Source organism: Allobosea sp. RAF48, from assembly GCF_052114025.1.
In the GTDB taxonomy this organism is placed as follows: Bacteria; Pseudomonadota; Alphaproteobacteria; order Rhizobiales; family Beijerinckiaceae; genus Allobosea.
On record NZ_JBFRDZ010000031.1, the window covers coordinates 1 to 21,993 of the forward strand.

Annotated in this window: 31 protein-coding genes and 2 pseudogenes; 16 read left to right on the forward strand and 17 right to left on the reverse strand. The window is 62.9% G+C overall.

Going from position 1 to position 21,993, the window contains the following annotated elements; all coding sequences use genetic code 11:
* On the forward strand, positions 1 to 185 hold a 185-nt coding region (locus tag AB4Z10_RS29135), incomplete at its 5' end, for a hypothetical protein (RefSeq protein ID WP_441473895.1).
* A gap of 67 nt (positions 186 to 252) precedes the next feature.
* Complete coding sequence (locus AB4Z10_RS29140; RefSeq protein WP_441473896.1) at positions 253 to 561, forward strand: DUF1236 domain-containing protein; 309 nt, start codon at positions 253 to 255, stop codon at positions 559 to 561.
* 107 nt (positions 562 to 668) lie between these two features.
* Here AB4Z10_RS29140 and AB4Z10_RS29145 read toward each other — a convergent pair whose 3' ends face one another.
* From AB4Z10_RS29145 to AB4Z10_RS29160, 4 genes and pseudogenes are all read right to left on the reverse strand, one after another.
* Complete coding sequence (locus AB4Z10_RS29145) at positions 669 to 863, reverse strand: hypothetical protein (RefSeq protein ID WP_441473897.1); 195 nt, start codon at positions 861 to 863, stop codon at positions 669 to 671.
* A 225-nt stretch (positions 864 to 1,088) separates the two neighbouring features.
* Positions 1,089 to 1,217, reverse strand: a pseudogene (locus AB4Z10_RS29150) (peptidoglycan-binding domain-containing protein); the annotation flags it as partial.
* A 76-nt stretch (positions 1,218 to 1,293) separates the two neighbouring features.
* The gene (locus AB4Z10_RS29155; RefSeq protein ID WP_441473927.1) at positions 1,294 to 1,587 is read right to left on the reverse strand and encodes a DUF4376 domain-containing protein; all 294 of its coding nucleotides are present in this window, start codon (positions 1,585 to 1,587) and stop codon (positions 1,294 to 1,296) included.
* A gap of 189 nt (positions 1,588 to 1,776) precedes the next feature.
* Positions 1,777 to 1,986 (reverse strand): cold-shock protein, encoded by a 210-nt coding sequence (locus AB4Z10_RS29160; RefSeq protein WP_441473898.1) that lies wholly within the window; start codon positions 1,984 to 1,986, stop codon positions 1,777 to 1,779.
* 47 nt (positions 1,987 to 2,033) lie between these two features.
* Here AB4Z10_RS29160 and AB4Z10_RS29165 point away from each other — a divergent pair, with 47 nt between their 5' ends.
* Both AB4Z10_RS29165 and AB4Z10_RS29170 read left to right on the forward strand, forming a co-directional pair.
* On the forward strand, positions 2,034 to 2,825 hold the full coding sequence (locus AB4Z10_RS29165; RefSeq protein ID WP_441473899.1) for an NAD(P)/FAD-dependent oxidoreductase: 792 nt from the start codon (positions 2,034 to 2,036) through the stop codon (positions 2,823 to 2,825).
* 125 nt (positions 2,826 to 2,950) lie between these two features.
* Positions 2,951 to 3,364: a DUF1236 domain-containing protein gene (locus AB4Z10_RS29170; RefSeq protein ID WP_441473900.1), complete on the forward strand. Its 414-nt coding sequence runs from the start codon at positions 2,951 to 2,953 to the stop codon at positions 3,362 to 3,364.
* 556 nt (positions 3,365 to 3,920) lie between these two features.
* On the opposite strand, the pseudogene AB4Z10_RS29175 reads toward AB4Z10_RS29170, so the two are convergent.
* A pseudogene (locus tag AB4Z10_RS29175) lies at positions 3,921 to 4,601 on the reverse strand (UdgX family uracil-DNA binding protein); the annotation flags it as partial.
* 254 nt (positions 4,602 to 4,855) lie between these two features.
* Entirely contained in the window at positions 4,856 to 5,725 is an 870-nt protein-coding gene (locus tag AB4Z10_RS29180) for a hypothetical protein (protein WP_441473901.1), read from the reverse strand.
* Positions 5,726 to 5,975: 250 nt separating this feature from the next.
* Here AB4Z10_RS29180 and AB4Z10_RS29185 point away from each other — a divergent pair, with 250 nt between their 5' ends.
* The 5 genes from AB4Z10_RS29185 to AB4Z10_RS29205 all read left to right on the forward strand — a co-directional run bounded on the left by AB4Z10_RS29185 (position 5,976) and on the right by AB4Z10_RS29205 (position 8,203).
* On the forward strand, positions 5,976 to 6,164 hold the full coding sequence (locus tag AB4Z10_RS29185; protein WP_441473902.1) for a hypothetical protein: 189 nt from the start codon (positions 5,976 to 5,978) through the stop codon (positions 6,162 to 6,164).
* Between the two features lie 360 nt (positions 6,165 to 6,524).
* Positions 6,525 to 6,722, forward strand: coding sequence for a GNAT family N-acetyltransferase (locus AB4Z10_RS29190; RefSeq protein ID WP_441473928.1), 198 nt, complete (start codon positions 6,525 to 6,527; stop codon positions 6,720 to 6,722).
* Entirely contained in the window at positions 6,719 to 7,096 is a 378-nt protein-coding gene (locus AB4Z10_RS29195) for a VOC family protein (RefSeq protein WP_441473903.1), read from the forward strand. The genes AB4Z10_RS29190 and AB4Z10_RS29195 overlap by 4 nt, the downstream gene beginning before the upstream one ends.
* Before the next feature lie 11 nt (positions 7,097 to 7,107).
* Positions 7,108 to 7,296: a DUF3008 family protein gene (locus AB4Z10_RS29200; protein ID WP_113584337.1), complete on the forward strand. Its 189-nt coding sequence runs from the start codon at positions 7,108 to 7,110 to the stop codon at positions 7,294 to 7,296.
* Between the two features lie 49 nt (positions 7,297 to 7,345).
* Positions 7,346 to 8,203 (forward strand): SDR family oxidoreductase, encoded by an 858-nt coding sequence (locus tag AB4Z10_RS29205; RefSeq protein ID WP_441473904.1) that lies wholly within the window; start codon positions 7,346 to 7,348, stop codon positions 8,201 to 8,203.
* Between the two features lie 11 nt (positions 8,204 to 8,214).
* On the opposite strand, the gene AB4Z10_RS29210 is transcribed toward AB4Z10_RS29205, so the two are convergent.
* The 3 genes from AB4Z10_RS29210 to AB4Z10_RS29220 form a co-directional block, all read right to left on the reverse strand.
* Positions 8,215 to 8,502 (reverse strand): hypothetical protein, encoded by a 288-nt coding sequence (locus AB4Z10_RS29210; RefSeq protein WP_441473905.1) that lies wholly within the window; start codon positions 8,500 to 8,502, stop codon positions 8,215 to 8,217.
* Between the two features lie 58 nt (positions 8,503 to 8,560).
* Positions 8,561 to 8,740 carry a hypothetical protein gene (locus AB4Z10_RS29215; protein WP_441473906.1) on the reverse strand — a complete coding sequence of 60 codons (180 nt, stop codon included), beginning with the start codon at positions 8,738 to 8,740 and terminating at the stop codon, positions 8,561 to 8,563.
* A gap of 153 nt (positions 8,741 to 8,893) precedes the next feature.
* On the reverse strand, positions 8,894 to 9,355 hold the full coding sequence (locus tag AB4Z10_RS29220; RefSeq protein ID WP_441473907.1) for a low affinity iron permease family protein: 462 nt from the start codon (positions 9,353 to 9,355) through the stop codon (positions 8,894 to 8,896).
* 140 nt (positions 9,356 to 9,495) lie between these two features.
* Between AB4Z10_RS29220 and AB4Z10_RS29225 the strand changes: the two genes are divergently transcribed.
* Positions 9,496 to 10,050, forward strand: a complete 555-nt coding sequence (locus tag AB4Z10_RS29225; RefSeq protein WP_441473908.1) for a phosphatase PAP2 family protein — start codon at positions 9,496 to 9,498, stop codon at positions 10,048 to 10,050.
* Positions 10,051 to 10,059: 9 nt separating this feature from the next.
* On the forward strand, positions 10,060 to 10,956 hold the full coding sequence (locus AB4Z10_RS29230; protein WP_441473909.1) for a DUF6328 family protein: 897 nt from the start codon (positions 10,060 to 10,062) through the stop codon (positions 10,954 to 10,956).
* A 74-nt stretch (positions 10,957 to 11,030) separates the two neighbouring features.
* Here AB4Z10_RS29230 and AB4Z10_RS29235 read toward each other — a convergent pair whose 3' ends face one another.
* From AB4Z10_RS29235 to AB4Z10_RS29255, 5 genes are all read right to left on the reverse strand, one after another.
* Positions 11,031 to 12,350: an NRAMP family divalent metal transporter gene (locus tag AB4Z10_RS29235; protein ID WP_441473929.1), complete on the reverse strand. Its 1,320-nt coding sequence runs from the start codon at positions 12,348 to 12,350 to the stop codon at positions 11,031 to 11,033.
* Positions 12,351 to 12,477: 127 nt separating this feature from the next.
* Positions 12,478 to 13,599 (reverse strand): amylo-alpha-1,6-glucosidase, encoded by a 1,122-nt coding sequence (locus AB4Z10_RS29240; protein WP_441473910.1) that lies wholly within the window; start codon positions 13,597 to 13,599, stop codon positions 12,478 to 12,480.
* A gap of 62 nt (positions 13,600 to 13,661) precedes the next feature.
* Positions 13,662 to 14,612 (reverse strand): glycogen debranching N-terminal domain-containing protein, encoded by a 951-nt coding sequence (locus AB4Z10_RS29245; protein WP_441473911.1) that lies wholly within the window; start codon positions 14,610 to 14,612, stop codon positions 13,662 to 13,664.
* Between the two features lie 176 nt (positions 14,613 to 14,788).
* On the reverse strand, positions 14,789 to 15,841 hold the full coding sequence (locus tag AB4Z10_RS29250) for a glycosyltransferase family 4 protein (protein ID WP_441473912.1): 1,053 nt from the start codon (positions 15,839 to 15,841) through the stop codon (positions 14,789 to 14,791).
* 75 nt (positions 15,842 to 15,916) lie between these two features.
* Positions 15,917 to 17,131 (reverse strand): MFS transporter, encoded by a 1,215-nt coding sequence (locus AB4Z10_RS29255; protein WP_441473913.1) that lies wholly within the window; start codon positions 17,129 to 17,131, stop codon positions 15,917 to 15,919.
* A 356-nt stretch (positions 17,132 to 17,487) separates the two neighbouring features.
* Here AB4Z10_RS29255 and AB4Z10_RS29260 point away from each other — a divergent pair, with 356 nt between their 5' ends.
* From AB4Z10_RS29260 to AB4Z10_RS29270, 3 genes are all read left to right on the forward strand, one after another.
* A complete protein-coding gene (locus AB4Z10_RS29260; RefSeq protein WP_441473914.1) occupies positions 17,488 to 17,982 on the forward strand; it encodes a YciE/YciF ferroxidase family protein in 495 nt (164 codons plus the stop codon).
* An 88-nt stretch (positions 17,983 to 18,070) separates the two neighbouring features.
* Entirely contained in the window at positions 18,071 to 18,367 is a 297-nt protein-coding gene (locus AB4Z10_RS29265; protein ID WP_441473915.1) for a hypothetical protein, read from the forward strand.
* 30 nt (positions 18,368 to 18,397) lie between these two features.
* Complete coding sequence (locus tag AB4Z10_RS29270) at positions 18,398 to 19,006, forward strand: cysteine hydrolase family protein (protein WP_441473916.1); 609 nt, start codon at positions 18,398 to 18,400, stop codon at positions 19,004 to 19,006.
* A 269-nt stretch (positions 19,007 to 19,275) separates the two neighbouring features.
* Here the strand turns inward: AB4Z10_RS29270 and AB4Z10_RS29275 are convergent, their stop codons facing one another.
* The 3 genes from AB4Z10_RS29275 to AB4Z10_RS29285 form a co-directional block, all read right to left on the reverse strand.
* Positions 19,276 to 19,515: a hypothetical protein gene (locus AB4Z10_RS29275; protein ID WP_441473917.1), complete on the reverse strand. Its 240-nt coding sequence runs from the start codon at positions 19,513 to 19,515 to the stop codon at positions 19,276 to 19,278.
* A 72-nt stretch (positions 19,516 to 19,587) separates the two neighbouring features.
* Positions 19,588 to 20,124 carry a hypothetical protein gene (locus AB4Z10_RS29280; RefSeq protein WP_441473918.1) on the reverse strand — a complete coding sequence of 179 codons (537 nt, stop codon included), beginning with the start codon at positions 20,122 to 20,124 and terminating at the stop codon, positions 19,588 to 19,590.
* Between the two features lie 14 nt (positions 20,125 to 20,138).
* A complete protein-coding gene (locus AB4Z10_RS29285) occupies positions 20,139 to 20,438 on the reverse strand; it encodes a PepSY domain-containing protein (protein ID WP_441473919.1) in 300 nt (99 codons plus the stop codon).
* A gap of 157 nt (positions 20,439 to 20,595) precedes the next feature.
* On the opposite strand from AB4Z10_RS29285, the gene AB4Z10_RS29290 reads away from it, so the two are divergent.
* Both AB4Z10_RS29290 and AB4Z10_RS29295 read left to right on the forward strand, forming a co-directional pair.
* A complete protein-coding gene (locus AB4Z10_RS29290; protein WP_441473920.1) occupies positions 20,596 to 20,817 on the forward strand; it encodes a hypothetical protein in 222 nt (73 codons plus the stop codon).
* 120 nt (positions 20,818 to 20,937) lie between these two features.
* A complete protein-coding gene (locus tag AB4Z10_RS29295; RefSeq protein ID WP_441473921.1) occupies positions 20,938 to 21,951 on the forward strand; it encodes a L,D-transpeptidase in 1,014 nt (337 codons plus the stop codon).
* Positions 21,952 to 21,993: the final 42 nt, after the last annotated feature.

Below are 21,993 nucleotides of genomic sequence, written 5' to 3' on the forward strand. Positions count from 1 at the left end.
GCGACTGCGACGACACGCGCGCCGGATACCTCTTCTGCGATATTTCAGAGATCGATCCCGCCGAGCTCTTCTACCGGCTGCGCGTGATATGCGATGACGGCAAGCAGATACTTGTCGCCGTGATGCATTCCAGCGATCGGTATCTCGCGATCACAGGGCGAGTGGCGCCCTGGAAAGGCACCTGAAAAGGGAACAAGCGCGCTGCATCGGTGTTTCCGAACCGGCGGGGGGATCCAAAAATGGAGAACCTCGATGCGTTATCCCTTTGCGATCGTGCTCGTTGCCTCGCTTGCCGGCACTATGGCGTTCGCCCAGACCTCCACAACCACCACCATCACCACTGACCAGCAAAGCAAGGTCAGGACGTATGTCATGAAGGAGCACCCTGCTTCGGTGAAGGTGACCGAAACAGTCGGCGTGGGCACCGCCCTCCCGTCATCGGTAACGCTGCATACCTTGCCGTCGGACGTCGGCGTGACCCAGTACCGCTTCGCGGTCGTCAACGACAAGACTGTCCTGGTCGAGCCCAGCACCCGGAAGGTTATTCAGATCATCGAATGATATCTTCATTCGCAAAAAGGCCCGATCCCCTTTCGGAGACCGGGCCAAGTTTAGCGAGGAAACGCCCGAAGGCAGCCGGTTAGGCCGGCCAGTCCATCTAGCGGAGCTCAGCCGCTCGATTTCGGGGGCATCGGGATCGACGGCGGACCATCGCGCCAGCGCCGGGCCCAGCGGATCACGGCGTCACACACCGTCATGCCGATGAGCCCGAGTGCGAAGCCGACGGAGCCCTCAATATCGCCCGTTGGATAGGCGCGCGCTTCGGCATCGGTCTGCTTGAAGCCCTCGCGCACCGGGACCATGCCGGCGCCGACCTCGCRCCGCGCCGTCGCGGGACCATAGGCCAGCGTCTCGTCGCGGCCGTCGCCGGTCTTCGCGAAGCCGTCGAGAATGCCTTCGATGCCCTTGACCTGCCCGGCAGACAGCGACGTGCCGGATCGCAGGAAGGCGAAGAACTTCGATCGGTCGAGGCCTCCGGCAGGCTGCGATTGCGGCTTGTCGGCAATAGCGACCTTCAGCGCGGTCTCAGTCCTTGGGCCGACGACGCCGTCGACATGCAGGCCATGCGAGATCTGGAACGCCTGGACGGCCGCCTTCGTCTTCGGCCCAGGCTTGCCATCAACAACAAGCGAATAGCCGAGCGCGACCAGCGCCCGCTGAACTGCGGTCGCTCCAGATGTGAAAAAGCCGCCTACGGGGCGGCGCGCGCAGCCGGGCTACGGATCTGCGAATCTAAGCGAAGGCTGCGTCAATCTCGGCAGCTATTGTGATCAAGCCAGCCTCGATGTCGCCGGCCACCTCGGCCTCAGTCGCGAAGCAGGCTTGGACATGCTCGGCGACGGCGATCGCGATGGCCGACATCTGTGCGGCCGAAACCGTCACGAAGCCTGAAGGCGTCATGAAGTTGAGCGTTGTATCGGGCTTGGCCTGCACGAGCGCGAAGGCGCCCGAGATCATTGCCTGGCTCTCTCGGTCCGTCGCGATTGGCACCCCGGAGACGGTTATTCCACCTTGTCCTTGGTCCAGTTCGGCATCTCCACCCCATTCACTTGCGTCGAGGGGCCGGAGCCTATGCTAGGCACGGAGCCGGGGGAACTTCGCTTTTGGGTTGATGCCCGCTGAAATGACAACGCCCGCGGGCCTTTCGGCTGCGGGCGCGGTTCGGAGTGAGTAATATCTGACACATTAGCGTCGGCCCCGCAAGAGGCCCGTGGATCACTCCGCCTTCAGGTTTTCTGCTGATGATTTCCCTGAGCGTCTATCCGCGACCACTTCGAATGAAATCTTCTGCCCATCGCGCAGCTCGCGGAGGCCTGCGCGCTCCACGGCGCTGATATGGACGAACACGTCCTGCCCACCATCGTCAGGCTGAATGAAACCGAAACCCTTCGTTGAATTGAACCACTTCACAATACCCGTTGCCATTAGCGGCCTCCTCAAACCAAACCGAAGCATGTCCCCGAGCATTCGAGATGACAAGCCCACCCTGCATCCGATTTGCTCCTCAGTCAGCTCCCGACCGTCTTAAGGTGCTGCGCGAGGCTTTCGGCTTTGATCGGCTGGCTGCTATCGTTTCGCCGGGTTCGGCCGAGGCCGATCCGCTCAGTCTTTGTCACGGCCTGCTCGCCGCAGCCGTGCGGCGAGGAGCGAGACTGATCCGCGACGAGGCAGTTGCCTTCGACACTGCTGGCCGTAGCGCGGCTGTCACGCTCGCCAGTGGGCGGCTCGTAGAGGCCGACCGGATCGTGCTTGCCACCGGCTATGTCATGCCGGAGATCGTCCGTGACGGCCTCCATCACGTCGCATCAAGCTGGGCAATCGCAACCGTCCCGCAAGCACCTCGGGTACTCTGGCCAGGTGCGGCACTGATATGGGAAGCCTCGAAAGACTACTGCTACTGCCGCACCACGGTGGATGGCCGTATTATCTTCGGCGGTGAGGACGAGGAATTCAGCGATCCGGATCGGCGGGAAGCCCTCGGACCGGAGAAGACGAAGGCCTTGCAGTCGCGACTGCATGCCATGATACCGATGGCCGACCTTGACCTCGATCGAGCCTGGTCCGGGGCCTTCGGCCAGACGCAGGACGGCCTGCCACTCATTGGAAGCGTCCCGGGCCACCCCCGCCTCCTCGCCGCCTATGGCTACGGCGGCAATGGGATAACCTTCAGCTTCTTGGCCGCGAGGATGATCGGCCAATTGATCCACGGCGTGGAATGGCCATGGTTCAGCGCATTTGCGATCGACCGCGATCGTATTTGCTAGAGCATCAATTGGCACTGTCGGCGCTCAGTGGTTGTTCCGATGCCAACGATCACGAGGCCCCGGGGAACAGTTCAAGCGAATTCCAAGTTATGCCCTCCATCTGGGGGTAACCAGGAGATCGACTGATGAAGAAGATCATTCTCGTTGCAGCCGCCGTAATCGCTCCGATGGCGGTTCTTGCCCAAAATCCCGAAGGCGCGCGCGGTGGCGCCGCTGCCGGAGCGGCGACCGGAGCCGTCGGCGGTGCAATCGTCGGCGGACCAGTCGGGGCTGTCGTGGGCGGTGTCGGCGGCGCTGTCGTCGGTGGCATCGCGGGCGATGCCACACCGCGCTTCAAGACCTACGTCCGCGCCCATGAAGTTCCGTCCTATACCTATCGCGAAGACGTTCGCGTAGGCGCGGTACTGCCGGAGAGCGGGGTGACCTATCGCGAGGTACCGGCCGAATTCGGCGCCAAGGGCTATCGCTACACCGTCGTCAACGATCGCACGGTGATCGTCGAGCCCAAGACGCGCAAGATCATCCAGGTTATCGAATAAAGCTCCTATTGGACCCCGTGCCCTGAAGCTCGGGGGCCAATGCCACACGGAGCACACCTTCCAACTCGGCATTCCCGGGACATGCTTTGGAACCGCGGTGCCTAAGCAGAGGACTCGTCGTTCTCCCTCTTGAGCGGCGACAGACGGGGCGCAGTTGCCTCGAACTGTTCTGCCGCCCTACCGGGGATATCGTCCTGTTCTCCCTGCCGCCACAGCGCCGCAACGATATAGGCGAGCCGCTCTCTGCTCGAGTGCGGCCTCGAGCCGTACAAGATCCTCAGGCGATGCGAAGCTGAACGGCATCGGCTTTCCTGAGAGCGTGCCGACGGGGATTCGTTCTATACAGCAATCGGAATGTCGACGCAGCGCGCTGGGAAAACATGCGCTCTCGCAGGAGTGTGCGCTGGTTCGGGGTGACGGTGGCGTTGTGCGTCCACGAAAGCGAACACCTGATGCGCTCGGCGCGGGCGCCCATCAAGGTCGTCGACAGGGTGCCTCGCCGCCCTTTCGCGACGGGAGCCTTCCTGATCGAAGAACTTTATCAGGCAGGCCAACATCAGGCGGATGCGAGCCGACGGACCTGACGAAGATCTGCAACGAAAGCAGCAAACGCCTCTGCCCGGCTTTCTTCGTCCGGCAGCCGCAGCAAGTACGAGGGATGGACCGTGATGAAGCCCAGCCTGTCTCCGAAGTGCGTCGCGCCGCGATTGCGTGAGATCGGGAGAGCCTTTCCGGCCAGTGCGAGAACCGCGGTCGCACCCAATGCGACGACGATATGCGGATTCACGAATTCCAGCTCCCGCTCCAGCCACCAGCGATAATGTCTGACTTCGCCGGCCGTCGGTCGCTGGTGAATCCGCCGCCTGCCGCGTTGCTCGAATTTGAAGTGCTTGACGGCATTGGTGAGATAGCTGGAGCGACGTTCGATACCGACCTCATTCAAGGCCCGGTCGAGCAAGTGGCCAGCGGGCCCGACGAAGGGGCGCCCCTGCCTGTCTTCCTGATCGCCGGGCTGTTCTCCCACGAAGGCGATGGCCGCGCCCTTTGGGCCTTCGCCAAGAACGGCACGAGTGGCGCTCGGGACGAGCGGAGCCGATGCGGCGATAGCCGCATTCAGTTCCTCCAGGTTCGACAAGCCCCAGGCATTTTCAGGGATCGCGTCATCGCGGACGGGCATCAGCGAAACCCGTCGCTTAGCGATCGCCTTTCCGGCGATGCTCATGCGTGCGTTGGCGGGCGTTTGCTTCCGAGATCACCGCAGGGCCTTTCACGGCATTCTCCTTCGGCTCTTCGCGGCGCTCGGCCGGGCGCTGGTCCGGCTCGGTTGGGCCGTTGGTGCTGCCATTCCGCTTGGGTTGCTTTTCGGCCATCGCATGTCCTTTCAATCCTGATGATCCAGCAACGCTGCCGCGCCGGGTCGGTTCGGGGACCGATAACGAAAACACGCCCGGCCGCTCGAGGCAGCCGGGCGGAACAGGTCTTTCCGACCGATCAAAGGGCCGGCTCGTTCCGAAGGTTCTCGTCCCGGTGTTCACCACCCAGGGTCGCCGCCCAGGATGCGGCGGCGGCGCCGACGAGCAATGCTGTCGCCGTGAGGAACGCCGTCAGAACCGCGATCTTGCGCGCGCGCTCGGCTGCCTGCTTGGCGGTTTCCTTGGCCTGCGACAGTCGGGCAAAGGCATCGTCGATACGCTTCTGCGCATCCTGCTCGCTGATGCCGGACCGTGCGGCGAGCCGCGACGCGTGATAGTCCCGGTCGCCCTGCTCGATCTTGCCGTTCTTGAGCGCGTTGACGAAAATCCGCGAGGCTTCGTCGCGTTCCTGGGCGCTCGGCGGCTGCTGGCCATTCGCGCGCATGAAATTGTCGAGCGCCATCGCGAGCGGATCCACGTTCTGGGAGACCAGCGACGCCACGCCCGAGCTGGCGCTGGCCACGCCGCTCGCCGCTGTCTTGGCGGCGCCGAAGAGCGACGAGGTCGCGACGATGGTGATCAGCAGCGCCCCGGTCGCCCAGACGAGGAGGCCATGGGTCGCATCGCGCACCTTTCGCTCCTCGCCATTGGCATCAAAGCTCGGCTGCCGCATGCGGCCTGCGAGATAGCCGCCGGCCATCGTGGCGGAGGCCATGACCCAGAGCGCCCAGAGCGCTCCGGCAACCGCCAGGGCGGTCGCGCTCGAACTCTTCTCGAAATCGGCGGAGACCATCGACAGGCCGATCGCCGAACCGAAGACGGTCATGATGGTCGAAATGGCGGTCGCGATCACAGCGCCGCCGATGATCGGCCCCCATTGCACATAGGAGCGGTTCTCCTTGTTGACGGTCACGGGAGCGACGACGACGTCCGTTCCAGACATGGACATGGCGAATTCCTATCGAAGACCGAGGAACGACAGGATGGCCATGATGACCACCACGAGACCGACGAGGTAAATGATACTGTCCATGAGCCCCTCCTGCTGATGAGCGAAAGTGACACGCAAACAGCCGTGAGAGCGGATTGGTTCCTGACCGCGGCAGGCGCAAAAGGCCCGCGCCGAGTAGCGGGCGACACCGGAACCGCTGGGAAGGAGGCCAGTTCTCCTCTGGGGGCATTCCAGATAGGAGGCACCCATGCGAGACGGCCAGGGCAACAAGCTCAGTCCGGAAGAGCAGCAGCGCGTGAGATCGATCCAGGGCGATCCGGACAAGGATGCCACCACAAAGGTCTCGATCAATCCCGACCCCCAAAAGGATACAGGAGACTCTGACAAGCCGAAGGTGAAGCCCGGCGATAAGCCCGCAGCCGGCGTCGGCGAATAGGCGCCGAAGTGGGGCACCTGGTTCCGGCTGCTTTGCCGATGACCGCGAGCGCCAAGCCGAAACTGGCCGCGAGGGCGGCAAGCAAAGTTTTCCGCCATTGCGCGGATTGGTGGCGAGTCCTTTGGGCTCGCCCTTCTTCTGCCGGGACGTCAGTCGGCATGAGCGTCAAGGAACGGTCATCTCCAGGGAACTTGCGGCTTGTCGATGTGTTCGTCTCGGTATCCGCTCCATCAGGTGGGAAAGCCATGCAGGTACCTGATCAAACTAAATGGGTGATCGCCGACCATCCGACCGAGAATCGCTTCGTCATGAGCTCTCCGGGCGGCGAGGCGTTCGCCGTGTATCGCAGGCTCGACGAATATCTCGTTCTCCCACACCGAAGTGCCTGCCGCCTTTCGCGGACGCGGCATCGGCGAGCGCCTTGTCGAAGGGATCTTTCGTCTGGCCCGAGAACGCGGCCAGCGCATTGTGCCCGCCTGCGGCTTCGTGGCCGATTGGGCGCATCGTCATCCCGGGTATCACGATGTGCTGGCGGCACCCGAGGGAGCGCGGCGATGATCGACCATATCTCCGTCGGGACGAACAACATCGCCCGCGCCCGCGAACTCTATGACAGTGTCCTTGGCTGCCTCGGCCTGCGGTTGCTCCAAAGCAGCGAGCACTCGGCCGATTACGGCGTGGCCAGCATCCTGTTCAGCGTCGAAACACCGCTCGACGGTCACCCGGCGACGCGCGGAAACGGCATGCACGTCGCATTCGCGGTTGGTCGGCGCGAACTTGTCGAGACATTCCACCGGATAGCCCTTGCCCATGGCGGCCGCGATGCCGGAGCGCCGGGGCTACGCCCCGAATACGACGCGCATTACTTCGGAGCGTTCGTGTTCGATCCCGACGGCAACAAGATCGAAGCCGTCACCCGTTCTTTTCAGTGAAGGAGATCACGATGCCTGCGAAATCGGCTGCACAGCAGAAAGCCGCCGGAGCTGCTTTGGCAGCCAAGCGCGGCGACATGAAGAAGAGCGAGCTCAAGGGCGCCTCGAAATCGATGGAGAAATCGATGAGCGAGACCGAACTGGAGAAGATGGCTTCGACCAAGCGCAAGGGAAAGCCGGAGCACGCTTCCAAGCACTGACCCGTCGAGCGTGGAGGCCGTGCGGCTTCCGCCTAGCAGGAGAGTCGCGATGACCGCGCGTTTCGAGCCCCCCTTCCCTGAACAGAAGCAACCGATGCCGGGAAAGACCGCCGCGATGACGCCGCGGCCGGATCATGGCGAGACGAGCTATGTCGGCTCGGGCCGCCTCAAGGGCAAGCGCGCCATCATCACCGGCGGTGACAGCGGCATCGGCAGAGCTGTTGCCATCGCTTTCGCGCGGGAAGGCGCTGACCTCCTGATTTCCTATCTCAGCGAAGATGAGGATGCAGCCGAGACCGCCGAATGGATCGCGAAGGCCGGGCAGAAGGCAGTGCTGATGCCCGGCGACATCCAGCACCCCGCCCATTGCCGGGCCATCGTCAAGCGGGCCCTGGAGGAGTTCGGCGGCATCGATATCCTCGTCAACAACGCCGCGCATCAGGCGAGCTTCGACACCATCGACGAGATCTCGGACGAGGAATGGCAACTGACCTTCGCGGTGAACATTCACGCGATGTTCTACCTGACCAAGGCCGCTGTTCCTCACATGAAGCCGGGCTCCTGCATCATCAACACGGCTTCCGTGAATGCTGACAAGCCGAACCCCACCCTGCTCGCCTATGCGGCGACGAAGGGCGCGATCCAGAATTTCACCGGTGGGCTCGCGCAACTGCTCGCCGACAAGGACATCCGTGCCAATGCGGTGGCGCCCGGGCCGATCTGGACGCCGCTCATTCCTTCAACCCTGCCCGCGGAGAGCGTGAGCCAATTCGGTAAGCAAGTGCCGATGCAGCGCCCCGGCCAGCCAGCGGAGCTCGCGACGGCCTATGTGATGCTGGCGGATCCGCTCTCGAGCTACGTCTCAGGAGCTACCATCGCCGTCACCGGCGGGCATCCGATCCTGTAGTCGCACGCGGCTTAATTGTCTTTGAGCTTCCCGAGATTGCCCGGCAGTCCCGAGAAGGGAAGATCATCCGGCTTGAGCAAACTGTCGGACGATTCCGGGCCTTGGCTGTTCTCGCCCTTGTGCGCCTCATCCCAGCCCCGGATCTCGTCTGCAAGCTGTTGAAACTCGGTCGCCTGCGGAGACCCTTCGGGCGCGTCGCTCAGCGCTGCGGCGCGCTGGATTCTCCGTCTGGTGCAAATCCCCCAGTCCGTAAAACCCGAACGAGTCGTCCCGAGGGTTGTTCCCGCGAAATGAGCCACCGCCTGGTCCCGGGGCGTACGTGCCGATCCAAGCTCCATAATGAGCGGCGCCCTATCCTCAATGCGAGGAGGGCGATCCTCCGTCCGGGTTTCCCGCAAAGTCCTCGGCCGATCTCTTCTCCTCAACCCAGTGGCTCTGAACTCTCGCCTCTGTCAGCGCCATATCGAGAAAATAGGACACGCTGCCGAGTTCCAGGATGGAGGCCAAGTGTCGCACTTCCATGATCTGCGCGATCACGTCGTCGATTTGCCCCGACGTCAGACTCCGATGCTTCACTACGGTTCTGCCCCTTGTCGTAAGGGCAGGTTATGCGGTTACCCGGCATGGTTGCAAGGCAGGCAGCCCGCGCTCCCAAAGCGAGTCGCTGAGCCGACTCGGGACGGTATCCAATTACTGGATGCGCGGGTCCGAGGAAGAGTCGGATGCGGTCGATGATGCTTCATCGGTTGCGACACCCCGCTTGTGCGCCCGGCGGGCGCGGCGGCAAAAGTCCTTTTGCATCTCTTCCAGTCGAGCCCGATCGAGTTCCTCCAGATCGAGCATTTCTTCGCGGGCGCCCTCCAGCTTCACGATCAATTCGTCCAGCTTGATCTGCATCGCGGCGGTATCGCGGTTCTGACTGTTCTGGATCACGAAGACCATCAGGAAGGTCACGATCGTCGTCGAGGTGTTGATGACCAACTGCCAAGTGTCGCTGTAGCCGAAAAAGGGCCCCGATAGCGCCCAGAGAACGACCAGCGCCAACGCAATGAATAACGTCTCCGGTCTGCCCGTCCATGCCGCGGCCTTGTGGGCGAACCTGGTGAAGATCGAGGTCTTCCTGGAGGAAGAGCCGTTATCGTAACGGGGCATGTCGAGCCTCCATGAAGAGCATCACAGAAATGAATTCTCCATCCGATGTTCCGGCAGACGGTCAGGGTTCCAGCCCTGCACGGACACCGGCGAACAATCTCCGCTCAGCGTCGTTCCTGCTGCGTGGATGAGGTGGCGTCATGAAACGTTTGCGTCTTTCGGCTTTTGCCCTCGATCGGCCCATCGCCAAAGTCATTGCCAGGGGCAGTTCCCCGGGGCTCGAGCGATCGCTAAAGTTGCTGACCCGAATCGCGGATGAGCACTTTCTGCTTCCGGCAATCTCGCTTTACTGGCTTGCTTCGCGCGGGGGGCAGCCATCCCGTCGCCGTACCGCGAACCATCTACTCCTGACGATGGCCACGACGACGGTGCTGCCTCATCTTCTCAAGAAGGTCATTGCCCAGGAAAGGCCGGATCGACTGGAAATCCATGGCGATCGCCATGGCGTGCCCCGCTCCGGGAAAGCCTTCGACGCATTTCCCTCAGGACATGCCGTTCACATGGGAGCGCTCGCTGCCGCGCTATCGAGGATGGTTCCCTCTCATCGCATGCTCCTCTGGAGCGTCGCTTCGTTCCTCGCGCTGACTCGCGTGGGATTGCTGGCGCACTGGCTCAGCGATGTCCTGGCCGGAGAGGCCTTGGGCGTCGTGACCGAGAGCCTGGTGCACGCTGTCGATCGGAACCCGAAGACTTGAAGTGCGCAAATGGCTCTCGCCGACCGAACCAAGACCGCCCTGGATGAATCCCGGATGATGATGCTGGGTGCCCAAATCCTTTTGGGCTTTCAACTCCAGGCGCCGTTCCAGGACGGGTTCTCGAAGGTATCGAGCAATGAGAAGGCGGTCGAGCTCGTCGTCCTGGGCTTGATCATCGTCGTCGTCGGGTTGCTGATAACCCCGAGCGCCCATCATCGGATCACGGAGGACGGCGAGGCTAGTTCCGGCTTCATCGAGTTTCTAACACGAATATCGGCGGCAACCCTGCCCGCCTTCGCGATCGCGATCGGCCTTGATCTCGGGCTTGCCGGAACGCGGATCGCCGGTCTCAGTGCGGGGATTGCTGGCGCCGTGCTGGGCGCAGCGCTGCCGCTGGCGATCTGGTTCGGGCCATTACTCTTTCATCATCCGAGCGAGGACGAGACGATGCCGACCTCCGATAAGAAAACCCCTCTCGACGCCAAGATCGACTACGTGCTGACCGAGGCGCGTGTCGTTCTCCCAGGAGCTCAGGCCCTGCTCGGGTTCCAGCTTGCCATCGTACTGACCAATAGCTTCGAGCAGCTATCGCCCAGCCTGAAGGTGATCCATGGCCTCGCCTTGGGGTTGATCGCGCTCGCGACCGCGCTCCTGATCGCCCCGGCAGCTTACCATCGCCTCGTCTACGCTGGCCGGAACGAACCCGAATTCCATCGCTTGGCGAGCCGTCTCCTGCTCCTCGCTACCGTGTTCCTTGCCCTGGGGCTTGCGACCGATACCTATGTCGTGGTTTCGAAGATCATCCACGACGCTTGGATGGCAGCCTCAAGCGCAATCACTGTCGCCGTCGTGCTCCTTGGGCTCTGGCACATATGGCCTTGGTGGCGTCGATCAGCCGTAGAGTAAGAAGCCCGTGAGGTCCTGCGAGGTAGCCGAGACCCTTTGGCGGTTTCGAAACGTCCGGCCCCGCGGGCTCTCCCTCAAATCGCGGTAATCGCCATGCCGACGACGGCCGCGGCCATTGCCGCAGTGGCAAGCCAGCCGAGCACCTTCAGCGCGTGCCCGATGACGAACTGCTTCATGATCTTCGGATCCGATGCCAGGAGCATCAGGATCACCATGATTGGCACGGCGACAACGCCGTTGATGATGGCGCTCCAGACCAACGCCTTGATCGGGTCGACCGACGTGAAGTTCAGGACGACGCCTATAGCCGTCGCTATCGAGACGGCAAGGTAAAAGGCCTTCGCCTCGCGCGGCTCCCGGGAAAGCCCCACCGGCCATTTGGCCGCCTCTCCGATCGCATAGGCTGCCGATCCGGCCAGTACCGGAACTGCAAGGATTCCCGTCCCGAGGATGCCGAGCGCGAAGATCACCTTCGCGAAGGAGCCGGCGATCGGCTCCAGAGCCTTGGCGGCATCGACCGAACTCTGGATATCGGTCAATCCTGCCGGGTTCAGAGTCGAGGCCGTCGTCGTCACGATCGCGAGCGCGATCACATTGGAAATCGCCATGCCGATCACGGTGTCGAGCTGAATTCGTTCGCGCGCGGGTTCCGCCTGTTCGGGATGGTCGACGAGGGGCTCTTCCCTCGGCTTCTCCTTGAGGTCCTCCGCCTCTTGCGAAGCCTGCCAGAAAAACAAGTACGGGCTGATGGTGGTTCCGAAGATCGCGACGATGATCGACAAGTAGTCGGCACTGAAGGAAAGTCTGGGAAGCACGATGCTGGTCGCAACTGCCAGCCAGTCGACCTTTACGACGAACAATGTCGCGACATAGGCCAAGAGGACCAGCGATAGCCATTTCAGCACCGCGACGTAGCGTTTGTATTCGAGCAGAACCTGCAAGCCGATGCAGATCGCACCGAAGACGACGACGTAGATATGGGCGGGGCCTCCGACCAACATCTTCAGGGCATCGCCCATCGCGCCGAGATCGGCCCCGATATTGATCACGTTGGCGACGAGCAGCGGAACGGTCACGGCAAAGGCCACCCATCTCGGATAGCTGCGCGCGATGTTCCCCGCGATACCGTGGCCCGTTGTCCGGCCGACTCGGGCGCTGATGATCTGGATCGCCACCATCAAGGGGTAGGTCAGGACAAGCGACCAGCTCGCGGCATGGCCGAACTGGGCTCCAGCCTGGGAATATGTAGCGATGCCGCTGGGATCGTCATCGGACGCGCCCGTAACCAAGCCCGGCCCCAACAGCTTCAGCAGCCGCGGCTTGCTGGGTTCGACGACCGGATCGCGCGCGGACCCGGGCCCGGATCGAGAGGAGGACTCGGCAGCCAAGCTCAGCGTTCCCCACGGCAGCTCCCGCCAGGCGAAGGTTGCTCCGCATTTGAACGGACTATGCCCTGGCAACCTGATCAACGAGGTTGCCGAGCTGCGGGTTCCTCCGAGCGGTTTGTGCCGCTGACTGCGTCTATCTCGTCTTGATCATCGTGACCCGTGCGTTGCTTTCGTCCCAGCGCTTCAGGACGTTGAGCGTGACGTCGCTTTGGTGGCGGTGCACGCGCAGGTCGAATTGAGAACCGCCCAGGGTCAGCTCGTGAATGATCACGTCGTCGAGGAAAGACGGCAGGACAGGGTCGACCAGCTTGACCGCGTTTGCCGCCGCAGGAAGCTCCAGACCAAGGCAAGCCGAGAGCATCGCGAAGGGAGCTGCCGCGGCCCAGGCCTGTGGTGAGCACGCCACGGGATAGGCCGTCGGCCCACGGCGGGCCTTTCGAAGAAACCCGCAGAACAGCTCCGGCAGGCGCTGTTGGTCCTGGTGGGTCGCAACGTTGAAGATGGCTTCGAACAGGCGCGAGGCCTCGAACTTGAAGCCATAGGCGCCGAAGCCGATGGCGATCAAGGCATTGTCGTGCGGCCAGACCGAGCCATTGTGATAGGACATCGGATTGTAGCGGACTTCTCCGGCATTCAACGTTCGGATGCCCCAGCCGCTGAAGCTGCCTTCGCTCATGAGGGATCGAACAATCCGCTCGGCGCGCTCCGGATAGGCGATGCCTCCGAAAAGGGCATGTCCCGCATTCGAGGAACGAACTCGGCAGGGACGCTTGTCGCCATCGAGCGCCAGTACGTAGGAGCCGATTTCCTCGCACCAAAAGGCCTGGTCGAAGCGCTCCCGCAACACCGATGCCTGCTGCGTCAGCTCGTCGGCGCGCAAGTCCAAGCCTTGGGCCCGGGCCATAACGGCGGCCGCCCGTTTGGCGGCATAGACATAGGCCTGGACCTCGACAAGCGCGATCGGGCCGCTGGCCAGCGATCCATCCGTGTGGGAAATCGAATCGTGGCTGTCCTTCCAGCCCTGGTTGGCGAGCCCGTTTTCGGTCTCACGGAAGTATTCAACGAAGCCGTCTCGGTCGCGATCTCCATATGTATCGCACGACAAGAGCGCGGCTTCGATGTTCTCCCAGAGCTGCTGGATCGTCGCCAGATCGCCGGTACGGTTGAAATACTGGCCTGCCAGCATGACGAAGAGCGGCGTGGCGTCTACGGAGCCGTAGTAGAATCCAAACGGCACCTCCCCCAGGGTGGCCATCTCCCCGCTTCGCCGTTCATGGAGAATTTTGCCGGGCTGCGCATCGGCGACTGGGTCGCTGGTTACGGCCTGTGCTCGCGCCAAATGAAGCAGGACCCGCGCGCCACGGACGGATCGGCCCATAGCAACATCATCGCCGTGATGATCCCGTCCCGGCCGAACATGGTCGAGAACCATGGAATTCCGGCATAGAGGTAGAGCCCGTCAGCCCCGCGGGTCATGAGTGTGTAAAGATCCGAGGTCGATCGACTCATCAGGTCGGTGAAGAGGGCGTTCGACGATCTAACCTTGGACATGTTGGCCGTCAGCGCGCGAAGGCCCCGGCGGCCATTCTGGTAGGCCTTGGCAAAATCCAGCGGCGGCACGCCGGGCGCGGTGCCGACGGGCCGGAGATCCCCTCTCGAAGCATCGACCAGATCACAGGCGACGGTCAGAAGAAGCGAGGTCCGTTCGCCGGGTTCGAGGCGGAAGCGGAACGAAGCCAGGCCGTTCGTCAACCGGCACGGCTCCGGCTTGAAGCGCAGGACCGTTCTTCTGACCCTGTCGTCGAGGCCGCGATAGGCGAAGCGGGCCGTCCCCGAAGCGATCTGCGTCTCCGTCTCGCCGTGCCGGGCGCGCTTCATTCCGCGGACTTCGAAGAGATCCCGAAAATCCGCACCGAAAGACAAGGACAGCGTGAACTCATGCGGGATCCGGTCGAAGTTGCGCAGATCCACCCGCTCGTAACAGAGCGCGTTCCAAAGGAACTTCGTCCGCTCAATCGCGATCGCGTCGCGCGGGATGATGGTCGACCCGTCTCCCCGGGTGATCTCCGGATTGGCGAGATCCACCGTCAATGCGGTGTTGTCGTCCTGGATCACCGAGCCGAGGAGCAAGGGGCGCTTGTCCTCGAAGAACAATTCCAACCGCGAAAGATGCCTGGTGTCGTTGCAGAAGAGTCCCTCGGAGGTGTCAGGCGTGATGCCGATGTCGCCATGACTGTCGAGAACGGCGAAGGCGTCGCCGGATTTCAAGGTTCGAAGCGGACGCTCGACGAGCGAGGGATGCGCATCAAGGGCGTGATCGGACGAAGGCTCAGATCGTCCGGCAATTTCCGGCTGCCTTGAGGCAACGTTCTGCTCATGCATTCGAAGCTCCTCCTCGTCGGAGGCCAGGTGGTTTGCTCCGCCGATTGGCTCTGTCTCTGCGTCTATTCTGCGGCCCTGGCGCAATCCTGTGACGAGGCCAGCAGTCGGTCGAACGCCGCGAGATAATCGCGGGCCATCCGCTCGGCGGTGAAATGCCGCTCGAAATGGGCCCGCACCTTTGATCGATCCATGGCGGTGCTGCGCACGCAGGCTGAAACGGCCTCGGCGATCGAGTCGACGATGATCCCAGACACTCCGTCTCCGACGATCTCCGGGACGGAGCCGTTGCGCCACGCAATCACGGGAGTTCCCGCCGACATCGCTTCAATCATGACGAGGCCGAACGGCTCCGGCCAGTCGATCGGAAACAGGAGTGCCCGGGCGCCTCCGAGAAACCCGGCCTTCTGCGCCTCGTCGATTTCTCCGATGAAGTCGATCAAGGGATGATGCAGAAGCGGTGCGATTTGGTTTCGGAAATATTCCTCGTCGACGGGGTCGACCTTCGCCGCGATCCTCAGGCGCATCCCGGCACGCTTGGCGATCTCGATGGCGCGTTCAGGTCGCTTCTCGGGCGTGATCCGTCCCAGGAAGGCGAGGTAATCCCCTCCCCGCGCATCGAACGGACATAGGCCCGGTCCCAGGCCGTGGTGGACGGTCGCCAGCCAGTTTGCGGTGGCAGGCATCGGCTTTCGCTGCCCCTCGGAGATCGAGATCAGCGGCATCCGCGGGAAGGCCTGATAGACCGGCAGGAAATCGGGCAGGTCAAGGCGCCCGTGCAAGGTCGTTACGCATTTGTGGGTCAGGTCCGAGAACATCGCGTGTTGGAGCAGATCGAGGTGGAAATGGATGACGTCGAATGACTCCTGCCGTTCCCGGACCTTCGCGAGCATGGCGAGGTGGCTGGCCGTGTGATCTCGGATGCCTGCCAGCCGCAAACCCTGCGGTGCGCAGGCGACCAACTCGGCCGAGGTCTGGGAATCGCCGGAGGCGAACAAGGTGACCCGATGTCCTTGCCGCACGAGTTCCTCGGTAAGCCACGACGCTACCCGTTCCGTGCCGCCATACAGTCGCGGAGGAACCGACTCCGCCAGCGGCGCAACTTGCGCGATCCGCATCCCCTTGCTCTCCGGCCAATCCAACCCGCGAACGCGGGCGAGTTTTCAACGCCGGTCCGGGACGAAAGTTCGGGATCAAAGCTCTTCGATGCGGGCTTCCGTCCGGATCCGCGAGACGGTCTCCGGCATGGCCATCAGAATGAGAAGGAGAGCGATCACGCCCACCCCAGCGAGCACGGCAAAGGCGACGCTGTATCCGCCCCAAACGACCAGGCTGCCAGCGAATGCATAGCTCGACGCTCCTCCAATTCCTTGAATGGTACCGAGCATTCCCCGCGCCATGTTGTAGCGCCCGCTGCCCAGCACCGCGCCGTACAGAACGAGCGGCAGGAGCACATCGAACAGCCCGGCCCCAACTCCGTCGAGAAGTTGGAAGGCGATCATCCAGTAGGGGTCGTCGACCGTGGCGAACAGGATGCCGCGCAGCGGCAGGGCCGCGAACGCCAGGATGAGCAGCGGCTCGCCGCCGATCCGGTTGGCGCGCATCACGAGGAACGCCATCGGGATAGTCGCGAGCTGGGCGACGATGATCGCCGCCGACGTCACGGCGGACTCGAAGCCTTTTGCTTCCAGCGCCAGCTTTTGGCTGGCGAGGGCCAGCATCGGCGCATTGGCGAAATGGAACAGCGCCGTGCCGATCGCCAGCACGGCAAAGGGGCGTTCGGCGAACAACTGCCGCCACGGATACGGCCGACCGTCCTCGGGGATGACGTCATCGAGGCCGCGAGCGCGCCGATGATCGATGGCGCCGGCCGGAATTGAAAGAACAGCGATCATCGACAGCCCGGCGAACAGCGGAAGCATGTAGAAGACGCCGCGTTGCCCGAAATGCGTGCCGACTACCGCCGCCAAGGCGGCAATGAACAGGTTGCCGAGCCGGTCGAACGCGGCGTTGCGCCCGAGCTGCGCAGCAGCGTCGCGCGCGCCGTAAAGCCCAAGCGTGATCGCCGCGATCGTGGGCGCAAAGACGGCCCCCAAGAGCGCCATGCTGACATCCGCGACGAACACGACCGGTATCGTCGGATAAGTCGCAATGCCTGCGCCCAGAACCGCGAGGAGCCAGGCCCCACCGATCATGAGACCGCGCTTGGGGCGCGTGGCGTCGATCAAGGCGCCGATCGGCGCGTGAAAGGCAATGCCGATGAGACCGCTGGCGGTGAGCAAGGCACCAATTTTCGACTGGTCCCAGCCGACCTCCGTGAGCAGGAAGACATTGACGTAAGGACCCATCCCGCCGCGCAGGTCCGCCAGCAGGAAGTTCAGCCAATCGAGGCTTGCCCGATGCGGCATTTGCTCCTCGCTTCACCGATTTTCACCGATCCAGGGCAACCGATCAGCATGACCCGAGCGAGATAGAGGCGCTCCGCTGAATCCTTTTCCTTGGCCACCGCAGCCAGTTAATCGTTGTCAACCGGTCGCTGTTCCGCGCGCCGGAGCTTTGATCCGCTGCCCCCAATCGACATTCGCCAATCGCAATCGTCCGGGACTGGTCGTGCCTCGGGAAGTTGTTCGCCAGCACGGCGAGAGAGCCCATGACGCAGCACTCCGATCTCCATCTTTCGGCCGCGAAAGGCGCGCCGCCGACGACCGGAACCGAAGTCGACCGGTGCGGTTAAGGGGTTTTCACATCCAGCCAGGAGGCTCCCATGGCGACTGAACCCAAGAAGCTCGACGACCTCTTTCTCGATACGCTCAAGGACATCTACTATGCCGAGAAGCAGATCCTGAAGGCCTTGCCCAAGATGGCGCGCGCGGCCAGCTCGCCGGAGGTCAGGAAGGCCTTCGAAACCCATCGAGACGAAACCGAAACCCATGTCGAGCGGCTCGCGGAGGTCTTCGAGCTTCTCGGCAAGGCGCCTCGCGGCAAGACCTGCGACGCCATCCTCGGCATCATCGACGAGGGCAAGAGCATCATCGAGGAATTCGAGGGCAGCCCGGCGATCGATGCGGGTCTGGTCGCCGCCGCGCAGGCCGTCGAGCATTACGAAATTGCCCGCTACGGCACTCTCAAGACCTGGGCCAAGGAGTTGGGCCTGAAGCAGGCCGTAGCCCTCCTCGACCAGACGTTGAGCGAGGAAACCAAGACCGACCAGCTTCTCTCCAAGATCGGGATCTCGTCGGCGAATAAGAAGGCGGCTTGATGCCGTTTTGAAGCATCGCCACTGAAGGCGCCCGCTCCCGGAGCAGACGAGCTCAGCGATCTCGCAATCTCCGGGAGCCTGGGAACTGATGACGAAATCATTCGAAATCCGCCGCTCCGGCAACGATTGGACCCTGACGTGCGGGGCGGCAGTGACCCACCTTCTCGAACCGGCGCGCGGGGTGGTCGAAGACGCCGTCACCAAGTGGCAGAGTGCGGAAGGAAACCCGAGGTCTCTCAACCCGACGGGACCGCACCCCCCGTTCGAACGGGGCAATACCGAGGGTCTCACGGAGAAGCATGAAGCGGGCGGATTAGAATCCGGCAGCGATGGCGTGGCGGCCGAGAGACCCAGCAAAACGATCAGACTGATCGACGGCACCTGATCGCCGGAGATCGTGTTGAAGGGATGAGCAATGGCTGCCCACGGGCTGGTGCATGGTGAGCTCGGGCGCAACTGCGTCCACCTTTGCGTCGACATGCAGCGTCTTTTCGGTCCGGGCTACCCTTGGTCGTTCCCATGGCTTCAGAAGGTCCTGCCGGGGGTCGAGGAGCTTTGCGGATCCAATCCAGAACGGACTCTATTCACCCGATTCATACCTGCCGACCGGCAGGGTGAAGGGCGTGGCACATGGCAGCGCTATTATCGAAGATGGCCCGAGGTAACCCTGGAAAAGGTCGGTGTTGAAGCCGTCCGCCTCTTGCCTTCTCTCGAACGATTTGTCCCGCCCGCCCGTGTGCTCGACAAGAGGGTTTACTCACCCTGGACCGAAGGCCGCCTGGATCACTTCGTCGGGGAACGCCAGATCGACACGGTCATCATCACCGGCGGCGAGACCGATGTCTGCGTACTCGCGACGGTGCTTGGAGCCGTCGATCGAGGCCTGCGGGTCGTGCTGGTCACGGACGCCCTGTGCAGTTCATCCGACGCAACGCACGACGCGCTGATGGAGCTGTACCTCTCTCGCTTCAGCCAGCAAATCGAGGCCGCCACCACGGACGAGGTTCTGGCACAGTGGCGATAGCGGACGGTCAGCCCGCGAGCGGATCGGCGATCGGCCCGCCGCTCGACCGATACTCGGACCACGTCGCCAACGATCTGGAGCACCCGCTACAGCAGACCTCGCTGTCGGGCGTCAGATTCAGCGGAATCCGCACGCTTGCCGATCCGCAGGCATCACATTGGAAACCGTCCTGGCGCATCTTCCCGCTTCCAGAATCCTGACCCGCTACTCCCGGAAAGAGCATCCGCGCACGTCCGCGAAAGCGACCAGAGGTGCGGCGGAACATCGGCTCAATTTCGCGCGGCCATCACGCCGAGAATGAAACCCGCGGCAGCAGCCCATCCCAAAGCCCGAAGCAGACGTTGCCGGATTTCGTCCTCGAGCAATTCCTGGAATTCGCTCACGCGGTTCTGGACTGCGTCAGCCATTTCGTCGGTGGGGATACCAATGCTCTCGAGATCGGATGCGACGGAGAACCCACTTTCGGAGTCGCGTCCTTCCGGCGCGGGCGACCGTGTTTTCCTGGCCATGGTAAGCCCCTCCATTCGTGGATAACCTCCAGCAGAGGAGTCGCGCGGCTGCGCGCCACTCCTCCGACGTCGTCAGATCACCGGCGGGCGATACGGTGCGGCCGTTTCATCGAAACGACTCCAGCCCCCCGCACGATACTCAGCCAGCCGCGCATCGCGATCGATCGGGGTGGCGCCTTTCAGGATCGCCTCGACCGCCGGAACTTGCTCGTCGGCCACCTGAACCGAAACCACCGAGCCGCCGCGGCGTACCGTTTCAGCATAGTAGTTCGCGTCTTCCTCGCTGTGCCCGGCGCTCGTCAGGGCACCAACGATGCCGCCGGCGACACCACCTGCGGCCGCCCCTGCCGCCGTCGATGCGAGCCAGCCTGCGGCGACGACGGGGCCGACCCCGGGGATGGCGATCAGCCCGATACCGGCAAGCAATCCTGCGGCTCCGCCGAGAGCCGCACCGATTCCGGCGCCTTCGCCCGCGTTGCTGTCCTCAGCCTTCGCGTGACGGCCAATCAGGCTGATGTCAGCGGAGGAGATGCCTTCCGCTTCGAGCGCTTCGACGACCGAGCGCGCGGATTCGTAGCTGTCATAGGAACGGGTGAGGGTCTGAGTCATCTGCTGTCTCCCGACTACTGGCGGGTGATGTTGCCGCGATAGTCGACCGTGACGTTCACCTTCGCTCCGCCATGCGTCGCGCTGCCCTTCCAGACGCCATTCGCGTCCTTGGTCAGCGGGCCGACCTGCGAATAGCCGTTGGCCTCAAGACGGCTTTTGACCTGTCCCTCGGTGAAGCTGTTGGCTCCCGGCAACGGAGCGTTCTTGTCGGCGTCGCCCTTCGGTGCAGGCATGGGCGAAGTCGTCGATGTCTGCGCCTGCGCAGGGAATGCGGTCGCCATCGCGACGAAAGAAAGTGCAATGAGCTTTCTCATGGGGAATGGTCCTCGATGAGGCGGCAAGCGCCGCGAAGTACCATTCGAACGATACAAGGACGGATTCTGTTCCCAGGCGACCGGCGACTGAACCAGTCTGCACGCTGGCTTCGTTGACCTAAGTTTTCCTCGCCAAGTTCATTTTCGGGAGAGAAACATGCCGTTCTCGTCCTTGAGTGATCCCGCAGATCTCGCTCGGGCGCATGCAGCTTTGGAAGCCGTTTGGAACGAGGTGAGGGACACAATTCCTGAAGCGGAAATCGAGAAGGAGCGAACCCGAATTGCCTATCTGGTGACGGCCTCTGTGCCGATGGCGCTCGACGAGGACGACCTAACTCAGAACGTCCTGCTCCAATATCGTCAATCGGCTTCCGCCTAAACACGGCTGGATGCATCGAGGTCGAGCGACAGCCCTCGTTGATCGGCCAGTGTTCACCTCGGCAACGCCGTCGCGGAACCAGGGGATGAAACATCGCGTTGGCCGTGCGTGGGACCAGCGATGGTGATTTCCGTGCCAAGACCTGTTGTCGCGCTGCTGAAGAAGTTCCAGGCAGCCCTGGTGTGCGGGTGCGTCTTGCTGGCTCCGGCTGCCGCCAGAGCTCTTACCCCGGATGAGGTGAATCGAGCAGGCCCTCCTGCTGTCACGAAGACCAAGGTGACGCGGCCCAGCGCATCGATCATCAAGGCTCAGGTCCTATTGGCGCGTCAGGGGGTCTCTCCCGGGGAGATCGACGGGCTGGACGGCGACAATTACCGGAAGGCCATCGACCAGTTCCGCCGCCGCGAAAATCTCGAAACCGGCGAGATCATCGACGCCGCGACCTGGCAGGCGCTCAAAGGGGACGTCAACGCGGACATCGTCGCGGATTACGTCGTGACGAAGGAGGACGTCAAAACCCGGTTCGTCAGGCGCATTCCTCACGATTACGCCCGTCAGGCCCGAATGAAGCGGCTCGGCTACAGGAACGCTCACGAGATGTTCGCCGAACGCTTTCACATGAGCGAGGGTCTTCTCAGGGTATTCAACCCGCAAAAGCAGTATCGGACGCGCGAGGAAGCACTGCACGTCGTCTCGGTCGGACGAGCCCTCCCTCCCGACGAGGCCCGGACGGTGGAGGCCGACAAGGCGAACGGCATCGTTCGCGCGCTGGATGCGACCGGAAAGGTGATCGCGATTTATCCGGCCACTATCGGTAGCGAGGACACTCCCTCACCTGAGGGCGAATACCAAGTGGTGCGGGTCGTGAAGAACCCGACGTACCACTACGACCCGGTCAAGAATTTCCAGCAGGGCAAGAACAAACGTCGCCTGGTGCTCCCTCGTGGCCCCAACAATCCCGTCGGCACGGTCTGGATCGAGCTGTCGAAGCCGACCTTCGGCATCCATGGTACGCCGGAGCCTTCGAAGATCAGCAAGGCATCATCGCATGGCTGTGTCCGGCTTACGAATTGGGATGCCGAGGAACTGGCCCAGCTCGTCAGGCCGGGCACGACGGTACGCTTCGTCGACTAGCGGATATCACCCGGGCTGCCGGGCTGAAGCACTTCCCAAGCC